This is a genomic window from Mariniphaga sp. (genome assembly GCF_041687215.1).
Taxonomy (GTDB): domain Bacteria; phylum Bacteroidota; class Bacteroidia; order Bacteroidales; family Prolixibacteraceae; genus Mariniphaga.
The window spans coordinates 81,637-107,563 of sequence record NZ_JAWLCI010000007.1; the positions used below are offsets into that span (position 1 = coordinate 81,637).

Genomic DNA, 25,927 nt, shown 5'->3' on the forward strand with positions numbered 1-25,927 from the left:
TAAATAAGATTTATGAAAATGTTTAAAATGATTGCTTTAGCAATGGCGGCAAGTGTGATTTTTCTGTTTGCCAATGCAGCCAGCAGAGAGCAAAAAAAAGCAGAATGTGATAAGGTTAAGGAAAATATTGAATTTTTGCCCGGGACAAGAAATCCCTTGAAATGGCCATTTTCACGCCATTCTATCTGGAATATGCCAATTGGGAGTAATGCAAATTATGTACACGCTCAAATAGAACAGGCTCAGGCAAAGGGTATGACTGTAGATGAAGATATCATTGTAATGGAAAGCGATGCTGCCACCACTGGTATTTACGGGAACAATGCAGGATGGGATAGAAATAAAGACCGCTGTATTGTGGAAGGAGGGTTACTTTTCGAAGCTCCTGTTCCTGAAGATTTCGTTGTAAGACCCGGTAACTGGGATGGTGTAACTCCTAATTCCGGGCTTGCGGTGCTGATGCCGGATGGAAGAACAATTAAACAAACCCAACCATTTGCAAGATGTGAAGCAGGGAAACAGGCCACTTCGAAGTACCTTTTTGACGATCAGGATATTTATGGACAGGGAATGTATGGAGCGCATGGTGGTTCAGTATTATCAGCAATAGGTGGAGCATTGCGGCTTGGGGAATTGAGGCCAGATTCCGGACCAATCCATCATGCCTTAAAAGTTAATCTTTTTGCAGCCAAAAATCTTTACTACGATGGCGAAACGAAAGGTTACAGGTGGCCTGCCAAAAGAGCTGATGGATATGCAGAAGGAAATTATGGCTCCTACCGAACCAACCCTGAAGTTAAAGAATGCAGAATGGGGGCACTTTTGGCATTGCCATCCAGTTGGAATCTTGACAGTATTGGCTTTGAAACCGAACCTGCCAGAATTTTGGCCGAAACATTTCAAAAATAGGGTGCCTATATAGTAGATGATACCGCATGGGATGTTTATGCGATTGTTACCGAATGGGGTCCCGAAGGGCACTTTACCAATCAGTTTGAGAAGGACTGGGGTTTTTCAATTATTCAGGAAAGTAAAAATACACCCTGGGCACGGGATATGGATCGTATTTTTCTTAATTTGCATGTGGTTGATAATAACTCTGGAAGTTCAATAGGTGGTGGCGGACATCCATTAATGCCACTGGCACCTGATTTTGAATGAGTTTTAATTAAAATACAAGAAAGTTGATGAGAAAATTTATTTTTGTTTTACTGCTGGGTTTTATCGTTTTTAACTCCTATTCTGAAGACGGCTACAAACTTTGGCTGCGTTACGCACCGGTTGAAAATTCAACTTTGCTTCAGAATTACCGAAACCAGATTAAAAATATTGTTTTGAATGTCGACACTCCAACCCTGAAAGCGGCCAAAAATGAATTGGAAACTGGTCTCTCAGAAATGCTGGAAATCAGGCCTTCATTCACTAAAACGTTAAAAGGTGGGGGTAACCTGGTTGTTGGACTACACGGTAATTTTGAAGAAATAAAAAATAGTACCGGCGAAGAGGAATTACTGGATATTGGCAGCGAAGGTTTTATTTTAAGGCAAACCGAAAAAAACAATATAATTATTGCTGCAAATACGGATATTGGACTGCTTTACGGTGTGTTTCGTTTTTTGCAGATAATACAATAGGAACTGCCGCTTTCAAGATTAAATGTTGTTGATTCTCCCAAAACAAAAATCAGGATTCTCAACCACTGGGACAACCTTAACCGAACCGTGGAACGTGGATATGCCGGCTTTTCACTTTGGGGCTGGTTTCGTCTACCCGAAGTAATCCATCCACGATATATTGATTATGCTCGTGCAAATGCATCTGTTGGAATAAACGGTACAGCAATTACTAACGTAAACGCCAATGCACAGATTTTAACTCCGGTTTACCTTGAAAAGGTGAAAGCGCTTGCCGATGCATTTCGTCCGTATGGGTTGAAAATTTATCTTACTGCCCGGTTCAGCGCGCCAATTGGACTGGGTAAACTGCCAACCGCTGATCCGCTTGATAAACAGGTTCAGGATTGGTGGAACAGAAAAGTCGAAGAAATTTACACCTACATTCCTGATTTTGGCAGATTTTTGGTGAAGGCTGACTCCGAGGGGCAACCCGGTCCGCATAATTACAACCGCACTCAGGCAGAGGGTGCCAACATGCTGGCCGATGCAGTGGCTCCTTTTGGAGGAATTGTGATGTGGCGTGCTTTTGTTTACGACCAGCATGTGCCGGAAGACCGCACCAAACAAGCTTACAACGAATTTAAACCATTTGATGGCAAATTTCGCAACAATGTGATTGTTCAGGTGAAAAACGGGCCGCTCGACTTCCAGCCACATGAACCTTTTCATCCGCTTTTTGGGGGAATGGAAAATACAAATCTGATGATGGAATTCCAGATAACTTAGGAATACCTTGGCTTTTCAACCCATTTGGTTTACCTCGCATCGCTTTACGAAGAGTGTCTGCAATTTGATACACACGCCAAAGGTGAGGGTGAGGGTTCAACGGTAGCCAAAACAATTGAAGGATCGCTATTCGGACAGAAACTGACTGGTATGGCCGGCGTTTCCAATATAGGTACCGATCGCAACTGGACCGGACATCCATTCGGACAGGCCAACTGGCATGCATTTGGGTGCCTGGCCTGGGATCAGTACCTGAGTTCAAATGAAATTGCAGATGAATGGATTGCAATGACTTTTACCCAAAACAATTCATTTGTAAAACCTGTCAAAGAAATGTTGTTGGAATCACGGGAGGTGTGTGTCAATTACATGGCTCCACTTGGGCTGCACCACATTATGGCTCGCGGGCACCATCATGGTCCCGGCCCATGGGTGGAAGGTGGCTGGCCCGACTGGACAGCAGTTTATTACCACCGGGCTTCATCGGATTGTATTGGTTTTGATCGCTCTTCTTCAGGAAGCAATGCTGTTGGGCAATATCATGAACCGGTTGCTAAACTATTCGACAATATTGACATGTCCCGAAGAATACCTGCTTTGGTTTCACCGGGTGCCATGGGATAACCGCGTAAGATCGGGAAATACACTTTGGGATGAAATGGCTAACAAATACCAGAAAGGAGTGGATGACTTACGAAAAATGCAGAAAACGTGGGATTCACTAAAAGATTATGTGGATTCTGAGATTCAGTTATGTGGAGTCTCTGCTCGGAATACAGGAAAAAGAGTCTGTTTGGTGGCTGAACTCCTGTCTGCTCTATTTTCAGACTTTTTCCAAAATGTCCATTCCTGAAAGTGTTGAAAAGCCGGACAAAACGCTGGAGTATTATATGGGAATCAATGAATTATACATGCCGGGACATCACTGATTAAATTTTGTGGCCAACATAAAAAATTGACGGCTGGAAAATGTCTATTTGAGCAGGGTTAGCTACATTGATATTTTAGCCGTGGATTTGTTTACCAGGGTAGCTTCCTCCATTATCACTTCGTAAAAATATCCTGAGCCGAAATCTTTTTCAAGGGTGATTTTTCCTTTAAAGGTCACCTCATCATTTACTTCGGCCAAATCCTGACTGGTAATGGTTAAATCAAATTTTCCTTCACTATTGGTTCCATCCTGGATGTGAATCCAGTTTTTACCCATAATTTGTTTATTAACTTTTACAACCACACCTCTTATTTCAATTTCTTTTCCAGAATAATCCTGGCGGTTACCAAAAACTTCGGCTATGGTAATTTCACCATTCGCTTTTTCAAGTTGAATGTTACTTTTTGGGTCAGATTCAACTTTGCCTGAATGTGGATTTCCCGTCATTCCGCCCATTCCCTGCATTCCTCCTGGCAAATTCTTGTTTATGGGATTTTTACTGATTTGATTTACGAAATAAATCACATCAAATGTGCGATCCAAATCTTTACTTGCAAAATTGGTCATTTGTAATGCTTCATCGTAATAATAAACTTCACCGGGGGAAACTTCCTGTTTGGTAACTGCCATCCAACGATCGCCTCCGTTTTCTTTCACTTTCAGGTAGGTGTAACTGTTTGCCTGAAGTACTTCTGAAACTTCAAAAACATTTTGGTTAACAGGTGTGGCAGTTTGGGTAACCTGCCCGCTTTTATTTCTTACACAAGATGAAAAAATTATCACCAGCCCAATTATCAGAATATATTTCATTTTGTTCATTTTGAATTACTTATTTATTTATATGGCAAAATTAAATTTTTCGCCGGGCATTCAAATTATATCTGGTTCTATTAAATTGAATAAACAAGCAAAATCTTATAATGTTTTTTTATTTTCCACGAAAATTGAAAAGCTTTAATCCGGATTTGTTCCGGCCAATGCTTCTACGTCCCACCTTATTTTTTGCAATTCTGTAAGCAGAGAGTCTTTCATTGTAACATATTCCGGCATTCGGCTTTCGTTAACCGGTTCAACCGGAGGTGCTTCCACTTTGAGTGGGTCAACAGGTGTTCCGTTTTTATGCACCCTGAAATCGAGGTGCGGACCGGTTGACAATCCGGTAGAACCCACAAAACCAATAACCTGGCCTTGCTGAACGCGTGCTCCCTGAACAACTCCTTTTGCAAAACCCGAAAGATGCATGTACGTGGTAGTGTAAACCGAATTGTGTTTAACCTTTAAATAGTTACCTCCTCCGCGCGCCTGATAAGCCCGGGCTATTACTGTTCCGTCGCCAATGGTTCTTACCGGAGTGCCCTTGGGTGCTGCATAATCAACGCCGTGGTGCGGCCTGCGAATTCGCAAAACCGGGTGCATCCGGCTGTGTGAAAACCGGGAACTGATTCGGGCAAATTCAAGCGGAGACTTTAAAAAAGCTTTACGCAGGCTCTGTCCTTCTTCATCGAAATAATCGAAACGTTCGTCCTGGAAAAACCGAAACGCATAATTTTCAGTGCCCATGTGGTCGAATTGAACTGCGTAAATGTTTCCAATACCAATTGAAACTGAATCTACAAACATTTCATCATAAATTACCCGGAACTTGTCGCCTTTCTGGATGGCATAAAAATCGATTGACCAGGCAAAAATATCGGAAAGCCGGAGTGCCAGCATCGGATCCAGACCGTTGTCTTTCATAGTATTCCAAAGCGATGATTGAATTTCTCCATGACCGGTCCGGAGTTTGGTTTCTATCTCTTTTTCGCCCCGGTAAACTTTCAACGAATCGAACAATTCGAAAACATAATAATCGGTGGCTGAATTTTCATAAATAAAGTAACGGGCTTCTGCCAGCGAATCCGGCGTTTGAAAAATGGTATAACGGTTTCCACCGCGTATTTTCCGCACATCGAAAACCTCTTTCGACTCGCGGGCAATCTGATCAATAATTCCCATTCCCACACCGTAGTCACTTAAAATATGACTTAGATGTTGATTGGGCCGAACGGTTCCGTCTGCAATTAGAAACGAATCAACAGGCAGCCCGTACTTTAAAACGGGTGGGAGGGGTGGCATTAAAGTATCAGTTTCTGCCTGATCTTTATTTTTCTTTTTTTGTACTTGCCGACATGAAAATGAGAAAAAAAGTATTAGTGCCAAACCTAATAAAGGTATTGTTTTGCGTATATATCCTGTCATCGAAATTTCTGTTACATTTTTAATTTATCAAATCCTTTTCCGTAAACACCCATCACACTCCCCATGGAAATGAAAGCATCCGGATCAATCTCCCGTATCTTTCTGAAAATCTGGCTGGTTTCCTTTTTGCGAACTACCGACATAATAATTTTGGTATTCTCGCGGGTGTACCAACCTGTTCCGTCCAGTATAGTAACGCCTCTTATGGCCTCATTATTGATAAAATTGGCAATTTTTTCATATTCTTTTGAAATAATAAACATTTGTGCCGAACGGTTGGCTCCGCTTAAAAACGAATCAAGGGAATAGGCAACCACCCACATGGAAACGTAGCCGTAAACCAGTTTTTCGGGCGACTGAAACACAAAATATGATGAGGCAATAATGATTACATCGCAGTAAAGAATAATCCGGCCAGGACTAATATTGCGGTATTTGTTAACAATCATTGCAAAAATATCGGTTCCGCCGGTACTTCCACCACGCGAAAATACTATTCCCAGTGCGATTCCACAAGCCATTCCACCCAAAACGGCAGAAAGAAACATGTCATCAACAATGGGTTCTTTTACAATTCCCTGGAAAACCGCAAAAAATAAGGAAAGTACTAAAATGCTGTAAATGGTTTTTACGCCGAAGTTGGCACCAAGAATTTTTATAGCTACCAACACTAAAACTACATTCACAGAAAGATAAGTAACACTAACCGGAATTTTGGTCGCAAAATAGAGCACTGCGCCCACACCACTAACGCCACCTCCTGTAATTTCAGCCGGAATAAGAAAAACCAGCCAGCCAAGGGCAAACAGCAGCAACCCAAAGGTAATGATGATGTAATCTTTAATGGCAATTGCCAGTTTCCTGTTCATATTCACTATTCCTGTAAACATCGCAAAATAAATGATTTCGGTTTAAACGGGCGCAAAAAAACGAACCGAATAATGAAAAAAACGTGAGGTTTGTCAGGAAACCTAAAGCTTAATGGTGATTTAAACTCATTCTCTATAACTATTCAGAAATAGTTAACGTAATAGCAATAAAATTTTATAACCAAAAATCGATAGAATCATGTCAACATTAAAAAGAACATTAGGTATTCTGCTTTCAAGTTTGCTTCTGGTGGTTTTTTCGGGTTGCGGCTCCGGACAGAAAAAAAGCGTGGAAGAACCCCAACCGGAAATTAGTGCTGAATTCAAACAAGAACAAAGTGATTTGCTCGCCAAAGCCAATCAGGAACTTTCCAGCATCAACCAAAAAATCAGGGAGTTGAATGACAAGATTAAAGAAAATGGCGGAAAACTTACCGATGCCCAAAATGAGGCTATTGATGAGTTTGAAGAAAAACGTGCATCAGTAAACAAATGCATGCACCAGATTAAAAATATTTCCCCTGAAGGTTGGGAAGATTTTAAAACTACTTTTGAAAAAGACCTGGAGGAGGTGAAAACCAGCATTGATAAGATTTTGGAAGAACTCTGAACCTATTTGGTATCTGAAAAGCAATTATAATCTTTTGTTCGAATAATTCTTAATTAAAGGTTAAGTTTTGGTATTTATTGTGCCTGTTTTAATAACAAATTGGGATATTTAACGTAATAAGTAGTGTAATAATTACGTAAAATATAATACAGGTATGAAAATGAAAAATTTTGTTAGTGTACTATTTTTAAGTTTAATTGTGATTCTTCTTTCAGGCTGCGGCTCCGGCCAGCAAAAAGGAAATGAACCGGATACTGTTGAAAAATCTGAAATTAGTGCCGAACTTCAACAAGAGCAGGATGAGCTTGTAAAACTGGCCAACGAAGAGCTTTCCAAAATTAATGAGAAGATTATGGAATTGAATGAAAAAATTCAGGAGGAAGGAACCGGACTTACTGAGGTTCAGAATGAAGCGATTGATGAATTTGAAGAAAAACGCAAATCTGTTAATAACAGGCTAAACGAAATAAAAAATATTTCGGAGGAAGAATGGGCATCTTTCAAATCCAAATTTGAGGATGATCTTGATGAGGTAAAGTCAAATATTGATAAAATTTTAGATGAGTTTTAGTCTGTTGAAATCAATATAGAATTAAAAACCGGATACGAACTGTACCCGGTTTTTTGGACTTTTTCAATCTAAATCCCCAGTTTTTCTTTTACCAGCCCCGGAATTTTACCCGGTTCATTGGCAACCGGAACTCCGGCTTCGTTAAATGCTTTTATCTTTTCTTCGGCAGTACCCGAACCGCTTGAAATAATGGCACCGGCATGTCCCATCCGTTTTCCGGGAGGAGCCGATTGTCCGGCAATAAATGCCACAACCGGTTTGGTCATTTTTGCTTTAATGTAGGCAGCAGCCTGTTCTTCGGCATCGCCGCCAATTTCGCCAATCAGTACAACGGCATCAGTTTCCGGGTCATTTTCGTACATTTCCAACAAATCGATAAAGTACAATCCCGAAACCGGATCACCGCCGATTCCCACGCAGGTTGATTGTCCCAAACCGCTTTCGGTAAGCATGTTAACTACTTCGTAAGTAAGGGTTCCTGAACGGGAAATCAAACCCACATTTCCTTTTTTGAAAATCATTCCGGGTAAAATTCCAATCAGGCATTCGTCAGGTGTAATCAGTCCCGGACAGTTGGCGCCAATCAGTTTGGTACCGTTTTGTTTCAGCACAGGCATGGCTTTCATCATGTCCTGAACCGGAACCCCCTCGGTAATACAAACCACCAGTTCAACACCGGCATAACTTGCTTCCAGAATAGCATCGCCTGCAAACGGGGCCGGCACAAAAATTACTGATGCATTGGCGCCGGTAGCTTTTACAGCTTCTTCAACCGTATTAAAAACGTGAATTCCACCCACATCGCTGCCGCCTTTACCGGGCGAAATTCCGCCAACAATGTTGGTGCCGTAATCTTTCATTTTTGAGGTGTGAAACGCACCATCGCGTCCGGTAATTCCCTGAACGATAACTTTTGTGTCTTTATTTATTAATATACTCATTACTAAATTACTTTAATCTCTGAACTTAAAACTTTGTACCGATAGCTATCAGGATGAACTTCGAATTCACCCTCTGCTTAACTCAATGGCTTTTTGCGCAGCTTCGCTCATTGTGGAAACGGTTGGCAGACCAAATTCCCTGATAATTTCAAGACCTTCTTTGGCGTTGGTACCCGATAGCCGGATTACCACCGGAATATCGGTGTCTATTTCTTTCAAGGCAGTTACAAGTCCGCGCGCTACATCGTCGCAGCGGGTAATTCCGCCAAAAATGTTAATCATCACGGCATTCACGTTAGTGTCGCTCAATAAAATATTCATGGCTTCCACCACTTTTTGCGGGCTTGAAGAACCGCCAATGTCGAGGAAGTTGGCCGGCTCGCCGCCATACAGTTTTATCATGTCCATGGTAGCCATGGCCAAACCGGCGCCGTTTACCATACAGCCAATGTTGCCATCGAGTTTAATGTAGGAAAGTCCTTTTTCGTTGGCTTCAATTTCTTTCTTTTCGTCTTCGGTTGCCTCACGCATTTTTAAAATTTCAGGCTGCCTGAAAAGGGCATTATCGTCGAAATTCATTTTGCCGTCAATAGCCATTACGCGTTTATCAGGAGTAAGAACCAACGGATTGATTTCAGCCAGTGAAGAATCGGTTTCCACATAGAGGCGATACAATTTTACCAAAATGGCGGCTGCCTGGCGCATCTCTTTTGGGTCGCTGAATAACTGAAGTGCAATTTTCCGTGCCTGCCAGTCCATCAAACCCATGGTGGGGTCGATGCTCATTTTAATTATTTTTTCCGGCGAAACACGCGCAACTTCTTCAATTTCAACGCCGCCTTCGGCGCTGGCCATCAAGGTTACCGACTTGGTGTTTCGGTCGTTTATTAAGCCAACGTAGAATTCTTTTTCAATATCCACAGCGTCAGCAACCAGAACTTTTTCAACGGTAAGCCCTTTAATGTCCATGCCGAGAATCTGTCCGGCTTTTTCAACGGCTTCGGCTTTTGTTTTTGCCAGTTTTACACCGCCGGCTTTTCCACGTCCGCCAACGTGCACCTGAGCTTTTACCACACGCAGCTTGTCATCGCCTGGTACATTTTTTTCAACTTCTTCTACCGAATGACATACAACTCCATCCGGAACAGGAATCCCGTACTTCCTGAATAAATTTCGGGCCTGATATTCGTGAATCTTCATTTTTTTTATTTAGATGAACAGAAGTGATTATAGCGTGCAAAAGTACCAAATATTTAATAATCGAGAACTATCAATATGTGCCTTTTTTTATGATATTTAGCATTGTTTGCATTGACTTTCTGCAATAAAATGGATGCCTGAATTTTTAAGTTAAGGAACTGGGTTCATTTACAAAAGTAACATGGAGGGATCATTTTTTTCTTTTAGATTTGCCTTTAAATTGGAAACAAATGGAAGAATTAATCCAAAGTGTAATTCAGCGGGAAGCCGATGCCATTAAAAATATTCCGGTAAATTCAGCTTTTTCTGATGCCATTGAAATTATTTTCAGGCAGGTTCACAAAAAAAATGGGAAACTGGTGGCCAGTGGAATGGGTAAAGCCGGACAAATTGCTGACAACATTGCCACAACGTTTAGTTCAACCGGAACGCCTGCGGTTTTTTTGCATCCAAGCGATTCGCAGCATGGCGATTTGGGCGTTATTCAGCAAAACGATGTGTTGTTGCTGATTTCCAACTCAGGAAAAACACGGGAAATTCTTGAATTGGTAGGTTTGGCCGGAGAACTTCATCCCGGTTTGCCGCTGATTGTAATTTCAGGAAACCCCGAAAGTGTTCTGGCAAAAAATGCCAATGTGTTCATTTTTACAGGGAACCCGGAGGAGGTTTGCCCGCTTGGTTTAACCCCAACAACTTCCACCACAGTTATGACCGTAATTGGCGATGCGCTGGTTGTGGCAATGATGACTAAAATAGGATTTTCCAGTCGCGATTACGCCAAACGCCACCACGGCGGATACCTTGGCGATAAATCGCGTTTGCAGGCGGGAACCGGTCTTTTTTAAATGAAAATGTAGAACTAAAAAATTGTATCATGCGAATTGCAAAACAGCACACCACCGGCCTTGTTATCGACATTCAGGAACGGCTGTTTCCGGTAATGTGGGAAAAGGAAAAATTTCTGAAAAACTGTCAAATCCTCATTCAGGGTTTAAACGAACTGGGTCTGCCTTTGGTAGTTACACAGCAATATACAAAAGGTTTGGGTGAAACGGTGGAAGGTATCAAATCTGTGTTGCCGGAATTTCATCACATTGAAAAACGGGAATTTAGTTGTTGCGACGAACCTTCAGTAAACTTGCAACTGGCAGAACTTCAGACCAAAAACGTTATCATTTGTGGCATCGAATCGCATGTTTGTGTGTTGCAAACAGCCATCGATTTAAAAGAAGCCGGATATCATCCGGTGGTGGTTATGGATTGTGTTTCGTCGCGTACACCGGAAAGTATTGAACTGGCAAAAGAACGTTTTCGTTTTGAAGGGATTATGATGACTTCAGTGGAATCCATTCTGTTTGAACTCACCCGTTCATCGGCAGCACCCGAATTCAAAGCCATTTCGAAACTGGTGAAGTAGGGGCATCTAAAATTTTCAAATATCAATCATCAAAAAACAAATAAGTTCCAAATTTCAAAATAAGAAATTTCAAATAAGAGACCGTTTGAAACATTTAGTTTTGATTTTTGGTTATTATTTGAGATTTGTGTTTTGCTAATTGTTATTTCATCGGGCTTGTCCTGTTTGTTGTTTGCAGTTTGTTAAAAAAGAAATATACACTGATCCACTATTCCAAAGAAAAAGCCCTATTTTTCGAACCTGAACAAATTGAAAAAACCAACAGCAAATGAGCGGATTTTTTGGTGTTATTTCTAAAACCAATTGTGTTTCTCCTGTTTTTTACGGAACCGATTACCACTCGCACCTCGGAACAAAACGGGCGGGATTATCATTTTATAATTCAAAAGATGGTTTTCAACGTGCGATTCACAGTTTGGAAGATGGCTATTTCAGAACAAAATTTGAAAATGACCTGGTAAATTTCAGCGGAAATGCGGGAATAGGGGTAATCAGCGATACCGAGGCGCAACCACTGGTAACCAGCTCTCATCTGGGAAAGTTTGCCATTTCAACAGTGAGTAAAATTAACAATGCAGACGAGTTGGAAGATGCTTTTCTGAAAAGACACCGTACTTTTTCAGAAACCAGTCAAGGCAGTGTGAATCCAACCGAACTGACTGCCATGCTTATTGCCGATGGCGACGATTTTGTTTCGGGAATCGAAAATGTTTTCCAAAACGTAAAAGGTTCGTGTTCCATCCTGATTCTTACAGAGAATATGATAATTGCCGCACGCGATATACTTGGGCGAACACCGGTAATTATTGGAAAAAACGGCGATGGATATGCCATCGCTTCCGAATCGTGTGCATTTCCCAATCTTGGTTACGAAATTGATAAATTTCTGGGGCCGGGCGAAATTGTTCGGATTACGGCAGATGGATACGAGCAAATTCGAAAACCCAACGAGGAAATGCAAATTTGTGCTTTTTTGTGGGTTTATTACGGCTATCCGCCTTCGTATTACGAAGGAATTAATGTGGATGAGGTGCGATACCGCTGCGGAGCTGCCCTGGCAAGAAAGGATAGGATTGAAGCCGACTTTGTGGCTGGAATTCCCGACTCCGGATTAGGCCACGCCATTGGTTACAGTAACGAGCGGAAAATTCCGTACATGCGCCCCTATGCCAAATACACGCCAACCTGGCCACGTAGTTTTATGCCACAAAACCAGGTAACACGCGATTTGGTGGCCAAAATGAAATTGATTCCAAATCCAGCAATTATTAAAGAAAAGCGGGGCATTTTTCTCGATGATTCTATTGTGCGTGGAACCCAGCTAAAAGACAATACGCGCGATTTACACAACGAGGGAATAAAAGAAGTGCACATGCGTATTGCCTGTCCGCCGCTTACCTACCCGTGCGAATTTCTGAACTTTTCACGTTCGAGAAAAGCAATGGAACTTGCTACCCGCAATGCCATCAGCCAATTGGAGGGAAAAGGTGAGGTGGACATGAAAAAATATTCCGATCCGAATACCGAAGAGTACAAAGCGATGGTTGAACGAATTCGTAAAAATTTGGGTCTGACGACGCTGCAGTTCCAGGAATTGCCAGATTTGGTGGATGCCATTGGACTGCCCAAAGAAAAACTGTGTACCCATTGCTGGGACGGAAGCAGTTACTTTAAAAATTCAAAATAGATTTAAAAGAAATGCTTGAAATCTGCGCCCTCGCTTCGGGCAGTAATGGAAATTGCTACTACATTGGAAATGAAAAAGATGCCGTTCTAATTGACGCGGGAATCTCTTGCAAACAAATTCTGAAGCGGATGGCTGAAAAAGGATTGAATCCGTTAAAAATAAAAGCTGCCATTATTTCACACGAACACAGCGACCACATCCGGGGAGCACGGGTTCTGGCTAAAAAGCTGAATATTCCGATTTACCTTACAGCAAAAACTTATATTGCGGCATACAAAAATATGCAGCCTGCTTATCCCCGGTTTTTTGAACCAGGAATGGCTATTTCAATCGGCGAATTTCAAATTCATTCTTTTCTGAAAAACCACGACGCTTCCGAACCCTGTTCTTTTCGGGTGGAATATACGGGAAAAAATGTGGGCGTGTTTACTGACATTGGTGAACCATGCGAAAATGTGGTTTCACATATTGGATTGTGCGACGCCGTTTTTCTGGAATCGAATTACGATGAAGAGATGTTGCGCACCGGTTCGTATCCATATTATCTGAAACAGCGGGTGGCTTCTTCCCACGGGCATTTATCGAACGCACAGGCGCTGAAATTGCTGGAAGAAAATGCCGGCGCTCATTTAAAATGTGTTTTTTTAAGCCATCTTTCGGCTGAGAACAATACTCCTGAACTGGCGCTGGCTACTCATCAACCGCTGACTTCCCGTTTTGAAGTGCGGCTGACTTCACGGTACAGCCCGACAGATGTATTTGTGCTTTGAAAAAACTTTAATCCCTGCTTGCCAGTTTCGACAGCAATCTCAATATTTCGAGATACAACCATACCAGCGTCACCATCAACCCAAAAGCGCCATACCATTCCATGTATTTGGGTGCGCCCTGTTCTGATGCCCGTTCAATAAAGTTGAAGTCGAGGACCAGGTTCAGCGCAGCAACGGCAACCACAACAAGGCTGATGCCGATACTCAGGTTACTGTTTCCGTGCAAAAATCCAAGTTGGGCGCCAAACATTCCGGCGACGAAACTAATCAGGTAAACAACTGCAATTCCGGCGGTTGCGGCAAATACCCCCATCATAAATTTTTTGGTCACTTTAATAATTCCTGAGCGGTAAAAGAAAAGCATAGCAGCAAAAACGGCCAGGGTAAGTGCAACGGCGCGCATCACAATGCCGCTGTACGATGCTTCGAGAATGGCAGATAAACCACCCAGCAGCATCCCTTCCAAAACGGCGTAAATGGGTGTTGAAATGCCTGCGCTTTTAGGCCGGAAAATTGTGACTATCGCTGTAATAAATCCGCCGATTCCTCCAATGGCCAACCACGGAATCACTGCCGACATGCCGGCTTCAGGTGTGACTGCATTAAAAAATTTGTTCCATGTAAACAAGGCCGCAGCAATTACCAGCAACAGCGACAACGCCGTTTTATTTATTGTACCGTTTACGGTCATCACCTCCGAAGAGGCAGTGGTATATTCTTTGTTGAAAACCTTTTCGCTTAAAGCGGGATTCGAACTTTTTGTCAAATTCATCATGGCAATAAAAATTATATTTTAAATTTTCAGACTGCATTATAACAAAAAATCTGCCATACCGGTTTGCCTGACAGATTTTCGGGTTTTGTATTGTTTATTTAATTTCTGCCAGTTCGTAATTTAGAGGATATTCAACATTGAAGATGAAATCGTCAAAAATCAATCCAGTCAAAAAACAATTTTATCTGTTGACAAAAAGCACACAATGCATTATACTTGCAACATGTACATCTTTAACTGGAATAAGAAAATATATATATTGGAGGAAGAAATAATGAAAACAAATAAAGATTTGAATTTAAATATCGAAGAAAAGGAGTTGTTGGACTCATTCAATAAAGGAGAATGGGAAAAAATTTCAGACCACGAAAATGAACTGAAAAGATTTCAGAAACTTGCCGGCGATTCGTTAAAAAAAGACAAACGAATCAACATTAGGATTACTCACAGAGATTTAAGTGAAATAAAAAGAAAAGCAGTTCACGAAGGTATTCCATACCAAACTTTGGTTTCCAGTGTTTTGCATAAATATGTTAATGGCAGGTTTATTGAAAAACCAGAGCCATCAACATAGCGTCGGAATTATTTCAACTGCTCCTTCAAAAAGTTGGTCATTCTGGTGTACAAATGCATAGTTGTATTTCCGCCGCGAATGCCGTGGTTGCGGTTGGTGTAAATGGCCATGTCGAACTGAACTCCTTCCTGCACCAGTTTTTCGGTAAACTCGTATGTATTTTGAGCATGTACATTGTCATCGGCTGAGCCGTGCGCAATCAGCAACCTGCCTTTGATGTCGCCGGCATGGGTGAGTGGCGAGTTGTCGTCGTAGCCGTCAGGGTTTTCGCGTGGGGTACGCATAAAACGCTCAGTGTAAATAGTGTCGTAAAACCGCCAGTTGGTGACCGGCGCCACAGCAATTCCGGCTTTAAACAGTTCGCCTCCCTTTTCCATAGCCAGCAGCGTCATAAAACCGCCGTAACTCCAGCCGAAAATGGCGATGTTTCCTGCATTCACGTAGGGCAACGAACCGAGGTATTTAGCGGTTTCCACCATGTCGTCCGATTCATACTTTCCTAAATTCAGATAAGTCACTTTGCGGAAATCCTCGCCACGGGCTGCGGTGCCGCGTGGGTCAACCGAAATCACAAGAAAGCCTTCCTGCGCCAGGTAATCGTTCCAGGAAACTCCCCTCCATGAATCAGTCACACTTTGCGAATTGGGCCCGCTGTACTGAGTAATCAGCACTGGGTATTTTTTCCCCTGGTCGAATCCAACTGGTTTAATCATGTAACCATTCAGTTCAACGCCTTCCGAAGTGGTGAACGTAAAAAACTCTTTTTGCGGAAGCCTGTAATTCTGGAGTTTGTTTTTCAATACGGTATTGTCCTGAAGCGTGCGAATAAGCCTGTTTCTGCGGTCGTGCAGGGTAATCAGCGATGGAGTCTGGCTGTTGCTGTATGTATTCACGTAGTAATTGAAGTTTTTACTGAAATCGGCACTGTTTGTCCCGGGCAGCGTTGAAACTTTTCCTTGCTTTTTCCCGTCTTCGCTGGTGAAATACACTTCGCGACGAAGCGGCGATTCGGCAGCCGCCTGGTAATAAAACACTTTTTGCGACGGGTCGTATCCATAAAACCGGGTTACATCAAATTCGCCTTTTGTGAGCTGTCCCTGCTCAAATCCGAGCCGGTCATACAAGTAAAGCTGCGACCAGCCGCTGCGTTCGCTTTTTACAATAAACCGGCCGTCTTCGAGATAGGTAAATGCATCTAGGAAATCTTCGTCGATGTACCGTTCATTTTTTTCGGTATAAATGGGTCGGGTTTCGCCGGTAAACGGATTGGCATACAAAATATCGAGTTGGTTTTGCCGGCGGTTCATGCTCATCACCACTAGGTCTTTGGAGTCGGGCGTCCAGTTCAACCGGGGAATGTAAATGTCGGTGTTGTCGCCAATCTGCACGTCGATAATTAACCTCGAATGCAATTCGTAGCTTTTCACTGAAACCGTAGAATTGGTTTCTCCGGCTTTCGGATATTTGAATGTCTCCTGGCCAGGATATAGTTTGTTCTCTTCGATGGTTGGATTCACGCCTGCATACATAGTCATGCTGAATTCCGGTACTTCGGTTTCATCGAACCGGATAAATGCCAGAAATTTACTGTCGGGCGACCACCAGAAAGCCTTGTTGAAGCCGAATTCTTCCTCGTAAACCCAGTCGGGGGCACCATTTATAATTTCATTCTTTTTGCCGTCGTATGTAATCTGACTTTCACTGCCAAATTTTAAGTTTTTTATGAACAGATTGTTGTCGCGCACAAAAGCCACGCGGTCGCCGTCGGGCGAAAAAGTGGCCAGTTGCTGTGTCCCTTTTTCCGAAAGGGCAGAAAGTTCCTCGGTTACCGAATTCCAGATGTAATATTGCGCCGTATAAGAGTGCCGGTAAATTTGCTTTTTGTCGGTAGTCAGCAAAATCTTTGTTTCATCTTCGCTGAATTCGTACTCAGAAAAGGACGAGATGGGCGCCCGGTCGATTTTTTCCAGATCGAACAGTATTTCTACTATTTCGCCGGTTCTGTAACTGTTTTTTGCAATTTTTGTGCGGCCTTCCTGAGTGGTGTAATGTTCGCCATCGTTCATGGAACGCAATCCCCTGACCGATTCAGCCCGAAAGGTGTTGTTTGTGAAAATATCTTCCAGCGTGATTTGCTGGCCGGTTTGTGCCTGCAGGGTAAAAATTAAAAGCGCTGCCAGTAGTGTCAATCCAACTCGTTTCATACTTCTGTTTTTGAACTTTTATCTAAATTTTAAAATCATTAATTTTCATAAACGTTTGCAGAGAAGTGTTCCATTAGGATGAATCTTAAATCCCCCTCTAAACCTCCCCCTTTTTGCAAAGGGGGACTCATTCTGAACAACTGTTGCGAGGTTATCAAATCCTCACTCAAAAGCTCAAAAATAGTCAGAATTTAATTTTTACGGAAATGAAACAGCACTAAACCAATTCTTCCACTTTTACCAGTTCCCCTTCCAGCGAAAAATCGGATGCGGACGTGATTTTGACATCTGCAAATTTTCCGGTTAAATCCTCGTTTTCAGCAGGGAAGCGGACAATCAGTTTTCCTTCGGTTAATGCCGAAAGGAATCCTTCTTTTCGGTCTTCGCCCCGAACCAGCACGCGTACTGTTTTTCCCAAAAGGTTGTGGTTGTAAATGCGGTTGTGTTTACGCAATTCTTCGGTCAGTTCGTGGAGCCGGCGCTTTTTTTCTTCCAGTGGCACGTCGTCTTCCCAACGGTGACTGGTAGCCCCGGGGCGCGGGGAATACATGGCCGTGTAAGCCATGTTGAATTGAAACTCTTCCATGGCTTTCCTGGAATTTTCAAACTGCTCTTTGGTTTCGCCTGTAAATCCCACAATAATATCGGTAAACAAGGTGGCTTCGGGCAAAATACGGCGGATAGAATGTACAATCTGTCGGTATTTTTCCATGTTGTGTTTACGGTTCATGCGAATGAGTACCTTGTCGTCGCCGCTTTGCATGGGCAGGTGAATTTGTTTGGCCAGCACCGGGTATTGCGAAATGACCTCAATCACTTCGTCGGTCATGTCGCGGGGGTGAGGCGAGGTAAAGTAAACCCAAAACTCCTTATTCATGCGGTTGCCCAGTTCTCCAACTTCCCGTAACAATTCAGAAAAAGTGATTTCTTCCCCTTTTTTGTCGAGACCGTAGGAGTTAACGTTCTGCCCGAGTAACGTGATGGATTTGTAACCTTGCGAAACCAGCAGCGCCACTTCGGCCAGAATATCTTTCGACGGGCGGCTCACCTCACGGCCACGGGTAAACGGCACGGCACAGAAACTGCAAAATTTGTCGCAGCCGTTCTGTATAGGAATGAAGGCTTCAAAATCCGACTGGTACGAGGGTTTTACATTCCAGAACTCTTCGATGTTTTCGTTGTGCGGGTCGATTCCGGCTTTAAGATGGACTGGTGTTGTGACGCCATACCGGCTAATCATTTCGGGCAGCTTGGGTAAATCTTTCATCTGAAAGGTAATGTCGAAAAGTTTCAGAAATTTCTCGTGGTCGTCCGGAAGAATGCACCCTGAAATGAAAGTAATAAGGTTTTTATGGTTTTTCCACTTGTTCCATTTGTAGATGCGTGAATAAACTTTGTCGATGGCTTTTTGCCGCACCGAGCAGGCCAGAATGCCAATCATACCGGCTTCTTCCTCGTTGTCGGTCCACGTGTAACCGGCTTTGTCGAGCACTGAAATCACCCGTTCGCTGTCGGAGAGGTTCATCTGGCATCCCAATGTGATTAAATGGTATTTCATCTTTCTAAAAATAAACTTCAGTATAAATATTTTGCACCGGAATTCCTTTGCCGGTGAGTATATCAAAGGCTTCGTGAATCATTTCACTGTTGCCGCACAAAAAGCATTGGGTGTCTGAATCCAATTTTTGTGTAAATAAATAATCGGTCACTCTGCCATTAAAATTACCGGTGTTGTCTCCTGTGGTGCACAGTGTAACTTTCTCGTTGCCGAAGTGGATGTGTTCGTAGGCTTCCTCGCCGAAACGTACTCCGTGAACCAACTTGTAATCGAGTTCAGGATACGTTTTTACGAAACTGTGAAACGGACTGATTCCGGTGCCGGTGGCTACAAACAGGAATTTTTGCGTGGGAAACATGGTGGGCTGAAAACGGAAAAATCCAAACGGACCATCCACTTCCAACTCATCACCAGGAAGCATTTTTTTTAGCCTCGGGGAAACTTTTCCATCGTTCACTTCACGGACCATAACTTCCAGAAAATCGTCCTGTTCGCCGCTGTACACCGAATATTCACGTTGTTCGATGGTTCCTGGGCGCCGCAAAATCACAAACTGCCCGGTTTGAAACGGTAATCCATTACGTTCCATTTGCAAAACGAATGTGAATTCTGTGAGATACCTCACTCCGGTTATGATATGTTTTTTCAACTTTCCTGTTTTTGTTTTCTGATACAGGAGGACAAAAATACAAAAATATCCTTTATGGGATTTAAAAGGTTGAGAGATGAAAGTGTTTGCATAGAGAATAATCTTGACATTTTATATCTTTGAAGTTGGAATTCCAGATATAAAAAAATTTACCACTATGAAACAATTAACTTACAGGTTGCATTTAACTCCGGAACAGGAAGGTGGATATACAGTCATTGTTCCGGCACTTCCGGGTTGTATTACCTGGGGAGAAAATATTGACCATGCCATTGAAATGGCTAAAGAGGCCATCGAAATTTATATAGAAAGTATGGTTGCGAATAACGAAACAGTGCCAGATGAATCCAAAACGCTTGAATATACATTAACTCTTAATACGGCGGTATGAGCATTACCCCATCATTAACACCAAAAAAGCTGGTGAAACTGCTTGCAAAAAAGGGGTTTGTTTTGGATCGTGTCAAGGGAAGTCATCAGGTTTGGTTGAATGACAACGAAAATAAAAGGGTTGTTGTTCCCATGCATAAAAAGGATTTACCAGCAGGTACTTTGTATGCAATCTTAAAGCAGGTTGGAATTGACAAGAAAGAAATTAGATAATCCGAATATTTTTAATAGAGCAAAAAAGGGAACCCTTCAGATTCCCTTTTATTGTGTTATATGGTCGATTCTCTCGTCTCTCTGTACTAAAATCTCAATACTTTGTATTCAATTACAACGACTCCCCAAAATCTGCCCTGAATTTGGCCATCAGTTTTTCGGGCCAGTCGGTTTTGGCTTTCAGGCGTCCCATGAAGAAGCGCAGCAGCGGCGGTTCTTCCACCCATTCCAGTCCGCCCACCAGTTCGCGGTTGTCGTAAAGCCATTTCACACGGTCAACCACAAACATGGTCTGTGAAAGCGTAAACACACGGCGCGGAAAAGCCAGGCGCAGTAGTTCCACGTCGGCCAGAATGTCGTCGCCGTTTTCGTCGCGAACACTGGAAATAGTTCCGCGTTCCATTCCGCGAATGCCTGAAATAATAAACAGTGCAGAAGCCAGCGCTCCTGCCGGGTATTCCTGCTGCGGAACGTGTGATAAAAATCCTTTGGCATCAATGTGGCAGCCAAGCGCTCCCGGTGGGGTAATGACCGGAATTCCGACAGCATCGAGTTGATTTACTGCGTATTCAATAAACGAAGGCGATTGACTAATAACAGTTTCATCGCAGGTTTCGATAATTCCCACTGCCATCGCTTCAATTTCGCGAACCGACATACCCCCGTAAGTGAGGAATCCTTCATATAGCACCAGTAAATCACGCATTTTCATGTACAAGTCTTTACTGTCGGTTACAATTCCGCCACCACGGGTAGAACTTACCTTACGGCTCGAGAAATAAATTAAATCAGCATAACTGCACATTTCAAGCAAAATGTCTTTTATTTCGGTATTTTTAAATTCTTCTTCACGTTGTTTGATGAAATATGCATTTTCGCCAATCAAACTGGCGTCGAGCACCATCATGGTTCCGTTTTCTTCGCAAATCTTTTTCACATCGCGCATGTTTTGCATGGAGAACGGCTGTCCGCCAATCAGGTTAGTAGAAGCTTCCATGCGCACAAATGCAACTTTTTCCTTTCCGTATTCTTTATAAACTGCTTTCAGTTTATCAATATCGATGTTTCCTTTAAATGGTTTGTTGCTTTTAATTTCCAGTGCATCATCGGCATAAATTTCCAACACTTTTCCACCGTTCAGTTCCATGTGCTCTTTGGTGGTGGTAAAGTGGTAGTTCATGGGAATCACATCCCCTTTTTTGATGAAAACCTGTGAAACAATGTTTTCGGCTGCGCGGCCCTGGTGAACCGGCAAAACATAGTGTTTTCCAAATACATCACGCAGGGCCTTTTCCATGCGGTAAAAACTTTGCGAACCGGCATAGGCGTCGTCGGCCTGAAGCATAGACGAAACCTGGTTGTCGCTCATGGCATTGGTGCCCGAGTCGGTGAGCATGTCCAGGAAAATGTCTTTCGTATTCAGCAGGAATGTATTGAACCCTGCTTCTTCCATTGCGGCTTTTCGTTCTTCAATCGGTTTAAGGAAAAGTTTTTGTACGATACGCACCTTGTGCAGTTCCACCGGAATCTGTTCGCCACTGTAAAATTTGATGGCATTGTTCTGATCTGTCATTTTTATCTGTTTTGAAATTTCGATTTGTAAAATTTCCAAAAATAATTTCTTTAAATTGAAATCAGCTATAAATTAGCTGTTTGTTTTCGTTTAAACTGAAATTTATAATAAGTTAAAATAACGACAACGGGGTTCATGTTTTCATGAATAGATAAGCTCCAGGATTTTCTCCAGCCACCGGGCGTCCACTTCGTCAAATGCAGCTTTCTCTTTACTGTCCACATCCAAAACGCCAATGATTTCACCTTCGCGGTTTTTTAGCGGCACCACAATTTCGGAGTTGGAACGCGAATCGCAGGCAATGTGTCCGGGAAACTGGTGCACATCTTCTACCACTACCGATTCTTTTTTATTGAAAGCCGCCCAGCAAACGCCTTTGTTTTTTTCAAGAACCTGGCAAGCCACCGGTCCCTGGTACATATTTACGGTCATCGCCCCGTTTTCGAGAAGGTAAAATCCCGTCCAGAAAAAGGTGTCCATTTTATGGTGTAAAACGGCAATAATGGTGGCCATCCGTGCTGACGGGCTGTTGCTTTTTTTTACCAATTCGCTCAACTGGTTGTATATTCGGGAATACCGGCCATCTTTTTTGTTTTTTTCCATGGATAAACATTTTAATTCAAACTGCGAAAAAACAAAAAATGTTTAATTTAGATGACTAAAAACTGTAATTATGCAACGAATTGTTACCGACCACAACGAAAAAACCTGGGGAATGCTGACCCACCTTCTTGCTTTGTCTGTTTTTGTGGGAATTCCTTTCGGGAATGTTATCGGCCCGCTCATTGTTTACCTCATTAAAAAGGACGAATACGAATTTGTTGCCGAACAGGGCAGGGAAGTGCTGAACTTCCAGATTACCTGGTCGCTGATTTTAATTATTTCCACGATACTGATAGTGATTGGAATTGGTGTTTTAATGCTGATTGCCTTTGGCATTGCCTGGCTGGTGCTGGTTATTCTGGGAACCGTTGCTGCCAGCAACGGCACACTTTACAAATATCCGTTTACTATTGAATTTTTTGGACGGCAAAATTTTTAAGTTAGTAGAAAATTATTTTTTTCCTCTTATTCTGTCTTTCACATTTTTCGATTTCGATTAAAATGAAAAACAGTAAAAACCTGAATATTTATTCGGAAAGAAGTCTGGATTTAACAACCTCCCAGCTTTCCCCTTCCAATGGATTATTTCGTGCGTATTGATAGCGTGCTTCCAATTCTTCTTCTATATTTTCAGGTAATTCCGCTATTTCTTCGTCAGTCAATTCTTCCAAACAAAGCCGGATAACATCCTGAAGTTTTTCATGAAGTTCATCCATGTTGTCAGCCTGAGCATGCGCTCCTGGTAATCCGGGAACAATTCCAATATACTGGCGAACTTCTTCGTCCCAAATAATTTCTGCTGCAAAGTTGTAAACCATAGTACCTTTTTTGCAAAAATACTTTAAAACTGCTAAAAACTGAAAATTGCCGTTGCGCTTTAGCCAACGGATTACAGAATCCATCAAAAAAACAGGCTTTAGCCGCATACTTAATTATGTGGCTAAAGCCTGTTTTTACTTCAATATAATTACTTTACCCGTTGGCTGAAGCGCAACGGCAAAAATTGAAGGGATACAACCTGGAATTTGTCGTACGCTCTGCAAACCGCGCCACCCCTCCATTCATATAATTTCCTTATTTTTGCCCCCTGAATATAAAACACGAATAATGGCACAAAAACCGTCCATACCAAAAGGAACCCGCGATTTTTCACCTTCAGAAGTGAGGAAACGGAACTATATTTTCGATACCATTAAAGAAGTTTTCCGGCTGTATGGCTTTCAGCCCATTGAAACACCGGCCATGGAAAACCTTTCCACTTTGATGGGAAAATACGGGGAAGAAGGCGACAAGCTATTGTTCAAAATTCTCAACTCTGGCGATTTTATTTCGAAAGTGCCTGATGAATTGCTGGATGAAAAAGACTCCAACAAACTCACCCCAAAACTTTCCGAAAAAGGATTGCGTTACGACCTTACCGTTCCGTTTGCACGGTTTGTTGTGCAGTACCGCAACGACATTGTTTTTCCGTTCCGGCGGTACCAGATTCAGCCGGTGTGGCGGGCCGACCGTCCGCAGAAAGGCCGCTACCGCGAGTTTTTCCAGTGCGATGTGGATGTGATTGGAAGCGATAGCATGCTGAATGAGGCCGAATTGATACAGATTATTGACGATGTTTTTACCCGGTTGAAAATCAATACGGTGGTAAAACTGAACAACCGGAAAATTCTGGCCGGAATTGCAGAAATCATCGGTGAAAACGAGCGCCTGACCGACATTACCGTGGCCATAGACAAACTGGAAAAAATAGGACTGGAAAAAGTGAACCAGGAACTGGCCGAAAAAGGTGTTGCCGCAGAAGCCATAAAAAAACTGCAACCCATTTTGGCGCTGAAAGGCGATACTTCAGAAAAAATGAATCAACTGAACACCGTTCTTGCAAATTCTGAAATTGGACTGAAAGGAGTGAGCGAACTCCAAACACTTTTTGGCTATCTGGAACGAATGGAGTTGACAACCGAAGTGGAACTGGACCTGACACTGGCCCGCGGATTGAATTACTACACCGGCGCCATCATTGAAGTGAAAACAACCGACACAGAAATGGGCAGTATATGCGGCGGTGGCCGTTATGACGATCTGACCGGAATTTTTGGTCTTCCCGGCGTTTCGGGAGTTGGCGTTTCATTTGGGGCCGAACGCATTTATGATGTTTTAGATCATCTGAACCTTTTTCCGCAAAAGGCAGGCGAAATTACACAGGTTTTGTTTGTGAATTTTGGGGAGAAAGAAGAAGCGTATTGTTTGCCGGTGCTGACAAAACTTCGCAAAGCAAACATCAATTCCGAGATTTATCCCGAAAGTGCCAAAATGAAAAAACAGATGATTTATGCCAATAAAAAAGAAATTCCATTTGTGGTGCTGGCCGGCGAATCGGAAATGGCTGAACAGAAATTCACGCTGAAAAATATGGAAACAGGCGAACAAAATCGGGTTACTGCCGAAGAACTGATAAAAATCGTTTCACGTTCCTGAATCTTCACCGAAATTGCGCTAAAATTAAGCGCAATGAAAAATCAGACCTTCGAAATATCCCCGGCCAATCTCACCTTTGATGTAGTTCAGGAAATTCTTGAAAACGAAGTCAAACTGAAACTTTCAGCAGATTCAGTGCTGCGCATTCAGAAAAGCAAACAATACCTTGACCGGAAACTGGAGGAAGCCGACAAACCACTTTACGGCATCAATACCGGGTTTGGTGCGCTTTGCGACATTGAAATCTCCAATTCAGAACTGAGCAAGCTTCAGGAAAATCTGATTCTTTCACACGCCTGCAACATTGGGCCCGAAGTTCCGGGTGACGTGGTAAAACTGATGCTTTTGCTGAAAGCACATGCCCTGGCCAAAGGGAATTCGGCGGTGCAACTCATCACGGTTCAGCGCATCATCGATTTATTTAACCACAATATTTTACCGGTAGTTTGCGAGCAGGGTTCACTTGGCGCCAGTGGCGATTTAGCTCCGCTGGCTATGTTGTTCCTCCCGTTACTGGGTTTGGGCGAAGTGAATTTTGAAGGGAAAAGAGTTGAGGCCAAAACCGTTTTGGAAAAATTTGGTTGGGAACCGGTAATATTGCAGGCCAAAGAAGGATTGGCCCTGCTGAACGGCACGCAATTCATGGCTGCACATGGCGTCTATTCTTTGCTGAAAACGTTCCGTATTGCCGACCAGGCCGACATGATTGGCGCACTTTCGCTGGATGCATTCGACGGGCTCATTGAACCGTTTATGGAAAACATCCAGCGTATTCGCCCGCATAAAGGACAGGCACAAACGGCTGAGCATTTTCGAAATATTCTCGTTGGCAGCGAAATCCAGGCTAAACCAAAAAAACATATTCAGGACCCCTATTCATTTCGATGTATTCCGCAGGTTCACGGGGCGGTACGCGACGCTGTAAATTATGTAGCCGGGGTTTTCGAAATTGAAATCAATTCGGTGACTGACAATCCGACGGTTTTTCCGGAAGATGACCTGATAATTTCGGGTGGAAACTTTCATGGCGAACCGCTTGCATTGGCGCTTGATTTTCTGGCCATGGCACTGAGCGAACTGGGCAGCATTTCTGAACGGCGCACTTACCGGCTAATTGCCGGTGAACGCGGGCTGCCCGAGTTTCTGGTGGCCAATCCCGGACTGAATTCCGGTTTTATGATTCCGCAGTATGCAGCCGCTTCCATTGTAAGCCAGAACAAACAGTTGTGCACGCCGGCCTCGGTTGATTCCATTCCGTCGTCCAACGAGCAGGAAGA

General features: G+C 43.0%; 27 protein-coding genes and 1 pseudogene. 16 read left to right on the forward strand and 12 right to left on the reverse strand.

Going from position 1 to position 25,927, the window contains the following annotated elements; genetic code table 11:
- Window positions 1–27 precede the first annotated feature (27 nt).
- The 4 genes and pseudogenes from ACESMA_RS04805 (at window position 28) to ACESMA_RS04820 (ending at window position 3,331) form a co-directional block, all read left to right on the forward strand.
- Complete coding sequence (locus tag ACESMA_RS04805) at window positions 28–909, forward strand: hypothetical protein (RefSeq protein ID WP_372947636.1); 882 nt, start codon at window positions 28–30, stop codon at window positions 907–909.
- Window positions 910–1,187: 278 nt separating this feature from the next.
- A complete protein-coding gene (locus ACESMA_RS04810; RefSeq protein WP_372947637.1) occupies window positions 1,188–1,634 on the forward strand; it encodes an alpha-glucuronidase family glycosyl hydrolase in 447 nt (148 codons plus the stop codon).
- A 54-nt stretch (window positions 1,635–1,688) separates the two neighbouring features.
- Window positions 1,689–3,090, forward strand: a pseudogene (locus tag ACESMA_RS04815) (alpha-glucuronidase); the annotation flags it as partial.
- Between the two features lie 43 nt (window positions 3,091–3,133).
- Window positions 3,134–3,331, forward strand: coding sequence for a hypothetical protein (locus ACESMA_RS04820; RefSeq protein WP_372947664.1), 198 nt, complete (start codon window positions 3,134–3,136; stop codon window positions 3,329–3,331).
- Between the two features lie 62 nt (window positions 3,332–3,393).
- On the opposite strand, the gene ACESMA_RS04825 is transcribed toward ACESMA_RS04820, so the two are convergent.
- The 3 genes from ACESMA_RS04825 to ACESMA_RS04835 form a co-directional block, all read right to left on the reverse strand.
- On the reverse strand, window positions 3,394–4,143 hold the full coding sequence (locus ACESMA_RS04825; RefSeq protein WP_372947638.1) for a hypothetical protein: 750 nt from the start codon (window positions 4,141–4,143) through the stop codon (window positions 3,394–3,396).
- 144 nt (window positions 4,144–4,287) lie between these two features.
- The gene (locus ACESMA_RS04830) at window positions 4,288–5,448 is read right to left on the reverse strand and encodes a M23 family metallopeptidase (RefSeq protein ID WP_372947639.1); all 1,161 of its coding nucleotides are present in this window, start codon (window positions 5,446–5,448) and stop codon (window positions 4,288–4,290) included.
- Between the two features lie 134 nt (window positions 5,449–5,582).
- Complete coding sequence (locus ACESMA_RS04835) at window positions 5,583–6,440, reverse strand: YitT family protein (RefSeq protein ID WP_372947640.1); 858 nt, start codon at window positions 6,438–6,440, stop codon at window positions 5,583–5,585.
- Window positions 6,441–6,639: 199 nt separating this feature from the next.
- On the opposite strand from ACESMA_RS04835, the gene ACESMA_RS04840 reads away from it, so the two are divergent.
- Both ACESMA_RS04840 and ACESMA_RS04845 read left to right on the forward strand, forming a co-directional pair.
- The gene (locus ACESMA_RS04840) at window positions 6,640–7,050 is read left to right on the forward strand and encodes a hypothetical protein (protein WP_372947641.1); all 411 of its coding nucleotides are present in this window, start codon (window positions 6,640–6,642) and stop codon (window positions 7,048–7,050) included.
- A gap of 160 nt (window positions 7,051–7,210) precedes the next feature.
- Window positions 7,211–7,621 carry a hypothetical protein gene (locus ACESMA_RS04845; protein WP_372947642.1) on the forward strand — a complete coding sequence of 137 codons (411 nt, stop codon included), beginning with the start codon at window positions 7,211–7,213 and terminating at the stop codon, window positions 7,619–7,621.
- Window positions 7,622–7,689: 68 nt separating this feature from the next.
- Here the strand turns inward: ACESMA_RS04845 and sucD are convergent, their stop codons facing one another.
- The gene (sucD, locus tag ACESMA_RS04850; RefSeq protein WP_372947643.1) at window positions 7,690–8,562 is read right to left on the reverse strand and encodes a succinate--CoA ligase subunit alpha; all 873 of its coding nucleotides are present in this window, start codon (window positions 8,560–8,562) and stop codon (window positions 7,690–7,692) included.
- A 66-nt stretch (window positions 8,563–8,628) separates the two neighbouring features.
- Window positions 8,629–9,762 carry an ADP-forming succinate--CoA ligase subunit beta gene (gene sucC / locus ACESMA_RS04855; RefSeq protein ID WP_372947644.1) on the reverse strand — a complete coding sequence of 378 codons (1,134 nt, stop codon included), beginning with the start codon at window positions 9,760–9,762 and terminating at the stop codon, window positions 8,629–8,631.
- Between the two features lie 230 nt (window positions 9,763–9,992).
- On the opposite strand from sucC, the gene ACESMA_RS04860 reads away from it, so the two are divergent.
- The 4 genes from ACESMA_RS04860 (at window position 9,993) to ACESMA_RS04875 (ending at window position 13,636) form a co-directional block, all read left to right on the forward strand.
- Entirely contained in the window at window positions 9,993–10,607 is a 615-nt protein-coding gene (locus tag ACESMA_RS04860) for an SIS domain-containing protein (protein WP_372947645.1), read from the forward strand.
- A gap of 29 nt (window positions 10,608–10,636) precedes the next feature.
- Window positions 10,637–11,179: a hydrolase gene (locus ACESMA_RS04865; protein WP_372947646.1), complete on the forward strand. Its 543-nt coding sequence runs from the start codon at window positions 10,637–10,639 to the stop codon at window positions 11,177–11,179.
- A 268-nt stretch (window positions 11,180–11,447) separates the two neighbouring features.
- Window positions 11,448–12,866, forward strand: a complete 1,419-nt coding sequence (locus tag ACESMA_RS04870; RefSeq protein WP_372947647.1) for an amidophosphoribosyltransferase — start codon at window positions 11,448–11,450, stop codon at window positions 12,864–12,866.
- An 11-nt stretch (window positions 12,867–12,877) separates the two neighbouring features.
- Window positions 12,878–13,636 carry an MBL fold metallo-hydrolase gene (locus tag ACESMA_RS04875; RefSeq protein WP_372947648.1) on the forward strand — a complete coding sequence of 253 codons (759 nt, stop codon included), beginning with the start codon at window positions 12,878–12,880 and terminating at the stop codon, window positions 13,634–13,636.
- Window positions 13,637–13,643: 7 nt separating this feature from the next.
- Here ACESMA_RS04875 and ACESMA_RS04880 read toward each other — a convergent pair whose 3' ends face one another.
- The gene (locus ACESMA_RS04880; protein ID WP_372947649.1) at window positions 13,644–14,411 is read right to left on the reverse strand and encodes a Bax inhibitor-1/YccA family protein; all 768 of its coding nucleotides are present in this window, start codon (window positions 14,409–14,411) and stop codon (window positions 13,644–13,646) included.
- A gap of 274 nt (window positions 14,412–14,685) precedes the next feature.
- On the opposite strand from ACESMA_RS04880, the gene ACESMA_RS04885 reads away from it, so the two are divergent.
- Window positions 14,686–14,985, forward strand: a complete 300-nt coding sequence (locus ACESMA_RS04885; RefSeq protein WP_372947650.1) for a CopG family antitoxin — start codon at window positions 14,686–14,688, stop codon at window positions 14,983–14,985.
- An 8-nt stretch (window positions 14,986–14,993) separates the two neighbouring features.
- Here the strand turns inward: ACESMA_RS04885 and ACESMA_RS04890 are convergent, their stop codons facing one another.
- The 3 genes from ACESMA_RS04890 to ACESMA_RS04900 all read right to left on the reverse strand — a co-directional run bounded on the left by ACESMA_RS04890 (window position 14,994) and on the right by ACESMA_RS04900 (window position 19,396).
- On the reverse strand, window positions 14,994–17,189 hold the full coding sequence (locus tag ACESMA_RS04890; protein WP_372947651.1) for a S9 family peptidase: 2,196 nt from the start codon (window positions 17,187–17,189) through the stop codon (window positions 14,994–14,996).
- Between the two features lie 217 nt (window positions 17,190–17,406).
- Window positions 17,407–18,747, reverse strand: coding sequence for a tRNA (N6-isopentenyl adenosine(37)-C2)-methylthiotransferase MiaB (gene miaB, locus ACESMA_RS04895; protein ID WP_372947652.1), 1,341 nt, complete (start codon window positions 18,745–18,747; stop codon window positions 17,407–17,409).
- 4 nt (window positions 18,748–18,751) lie between these two features.
- A complete protein-coding gene (locus ACESMA_RS04900; protein ID WP_372947653.1) occupies window positions 18,752–19,396 on the reverse strand; it encodes a ferredoxin--NADP reductase in 645 nt (214 codons plus the stop codon).
- 157 nt (window positions 19,397–19,553) lie between these two features.
- On the opposite strand from ACESMA_RS04900, the gene ACESMA_RS04905 reads away from it, so the two are divergent.
- Window positions 19,554–19,787, forward strand: a complete 234-nt coding sequence (locus ACESMA_RS04905) for a type II toxin-antitoxin system HicB family antitoxin (RefSeq protein WP_372947654.1) — start codon at window positions 19,554–19,556, stop codon at window positions 19,785–19,787.
- 32 nt (window positions 19,788–19,819) lie between these two features.
- Window positions 19,820–19,999 carry a type II toxin-antitoxin system HicA family toxin gene (locus ACESMA_RS04910; protein ID WP_372947655.1) on the forward strand — a complete coding sequence of 60 codons (180 nt, stop codon included), beginning with the start codon at window positions 19,820–19,822 and terminating at the stop codon, window positions 19,997–19,999.
- Between the two features lie 112 nt (window positions 20,000–20,111).
- Here ACESMA_RS04910 and ACESMA_RS04915 read toward each other — a convergent pair whose 3' ends face one another.
- Entirely contained in the window at window positions 20,112–21,572 is a 1,461-nt protein-coding gene (locus ACESMA_RS04915) for a tryptophanase (RefSeq protein WP_372947656.1), read from the reverse strand.
- Between the two features lie 141 nt (window positions 21,573–21,713).
- Window positions 21,714–22,175 (reverse strand): GAF domain-containing protein, encoded by a 462-nt coding sequence (locus tag ACESMA_RS04920; RefSeq protein WP_372947657.1) that lies wholly within the window; start codon window positions 22,173–22,175, stop codon window positions 21,714–21,716.
- Window positions 22,176–22,245: 70 nt separating this feature from the next.
- Here ACESMA_RS04920 and ACESMA_RS04925 point away from each other — a divergent pair, with 70 nt between their 5' ends.
- Entirely contained in the window at window positions 22,246–22,614 is a 369-nt protein-coding gene (locus ACESMA_RS04925) for a DUF4870 domain-containing protein (protein ID WP_372947658.1), read from the forward strand.
- A gap of 88 nt (window positions 22,615–22,702) precedes the next feature.
- Here ACESMA_RS04925 and ACESMA_RS04930 read toward each other — a convergent pair whose 3' ends face one another.
- Entirely contained in the window at window positions 22,703–22,993 is a 291-nt protein-coding gene (locus ACESMA_RS04930) for a type II toxin-antitoxin system HicB family antitoxin (protein WP_372947659.1), read from the reverse strand.
- Window positions 22,994–23,282: 289 nt separating this feature from the next.
- Here ACESMA_RS04930 and hisS point away from each other — a divergent pair, with 289 nt between their 5' ends.
- A complete protein-coding gene (gene hisS / locus ACESMA_RS04935) occupies window positions 23,283–24,650 on the forward strand; it encodes a histidine--tRNA ligase (RefSeq protein ID WP_372947660.1) in 1,368 nt (455 codons plus the stop codon).
- Between the two features lie 33 nt (window positions 24,651–24,683).
- A partial coding sequence (gene hutH / locus ACESMA_RS04940) for a histidine ammonia-lyase (protein ID WP_372947661.1) occupies window positions 24,684–25,927 on the forward strand: 1,244 nt, incomplete at its 3' end.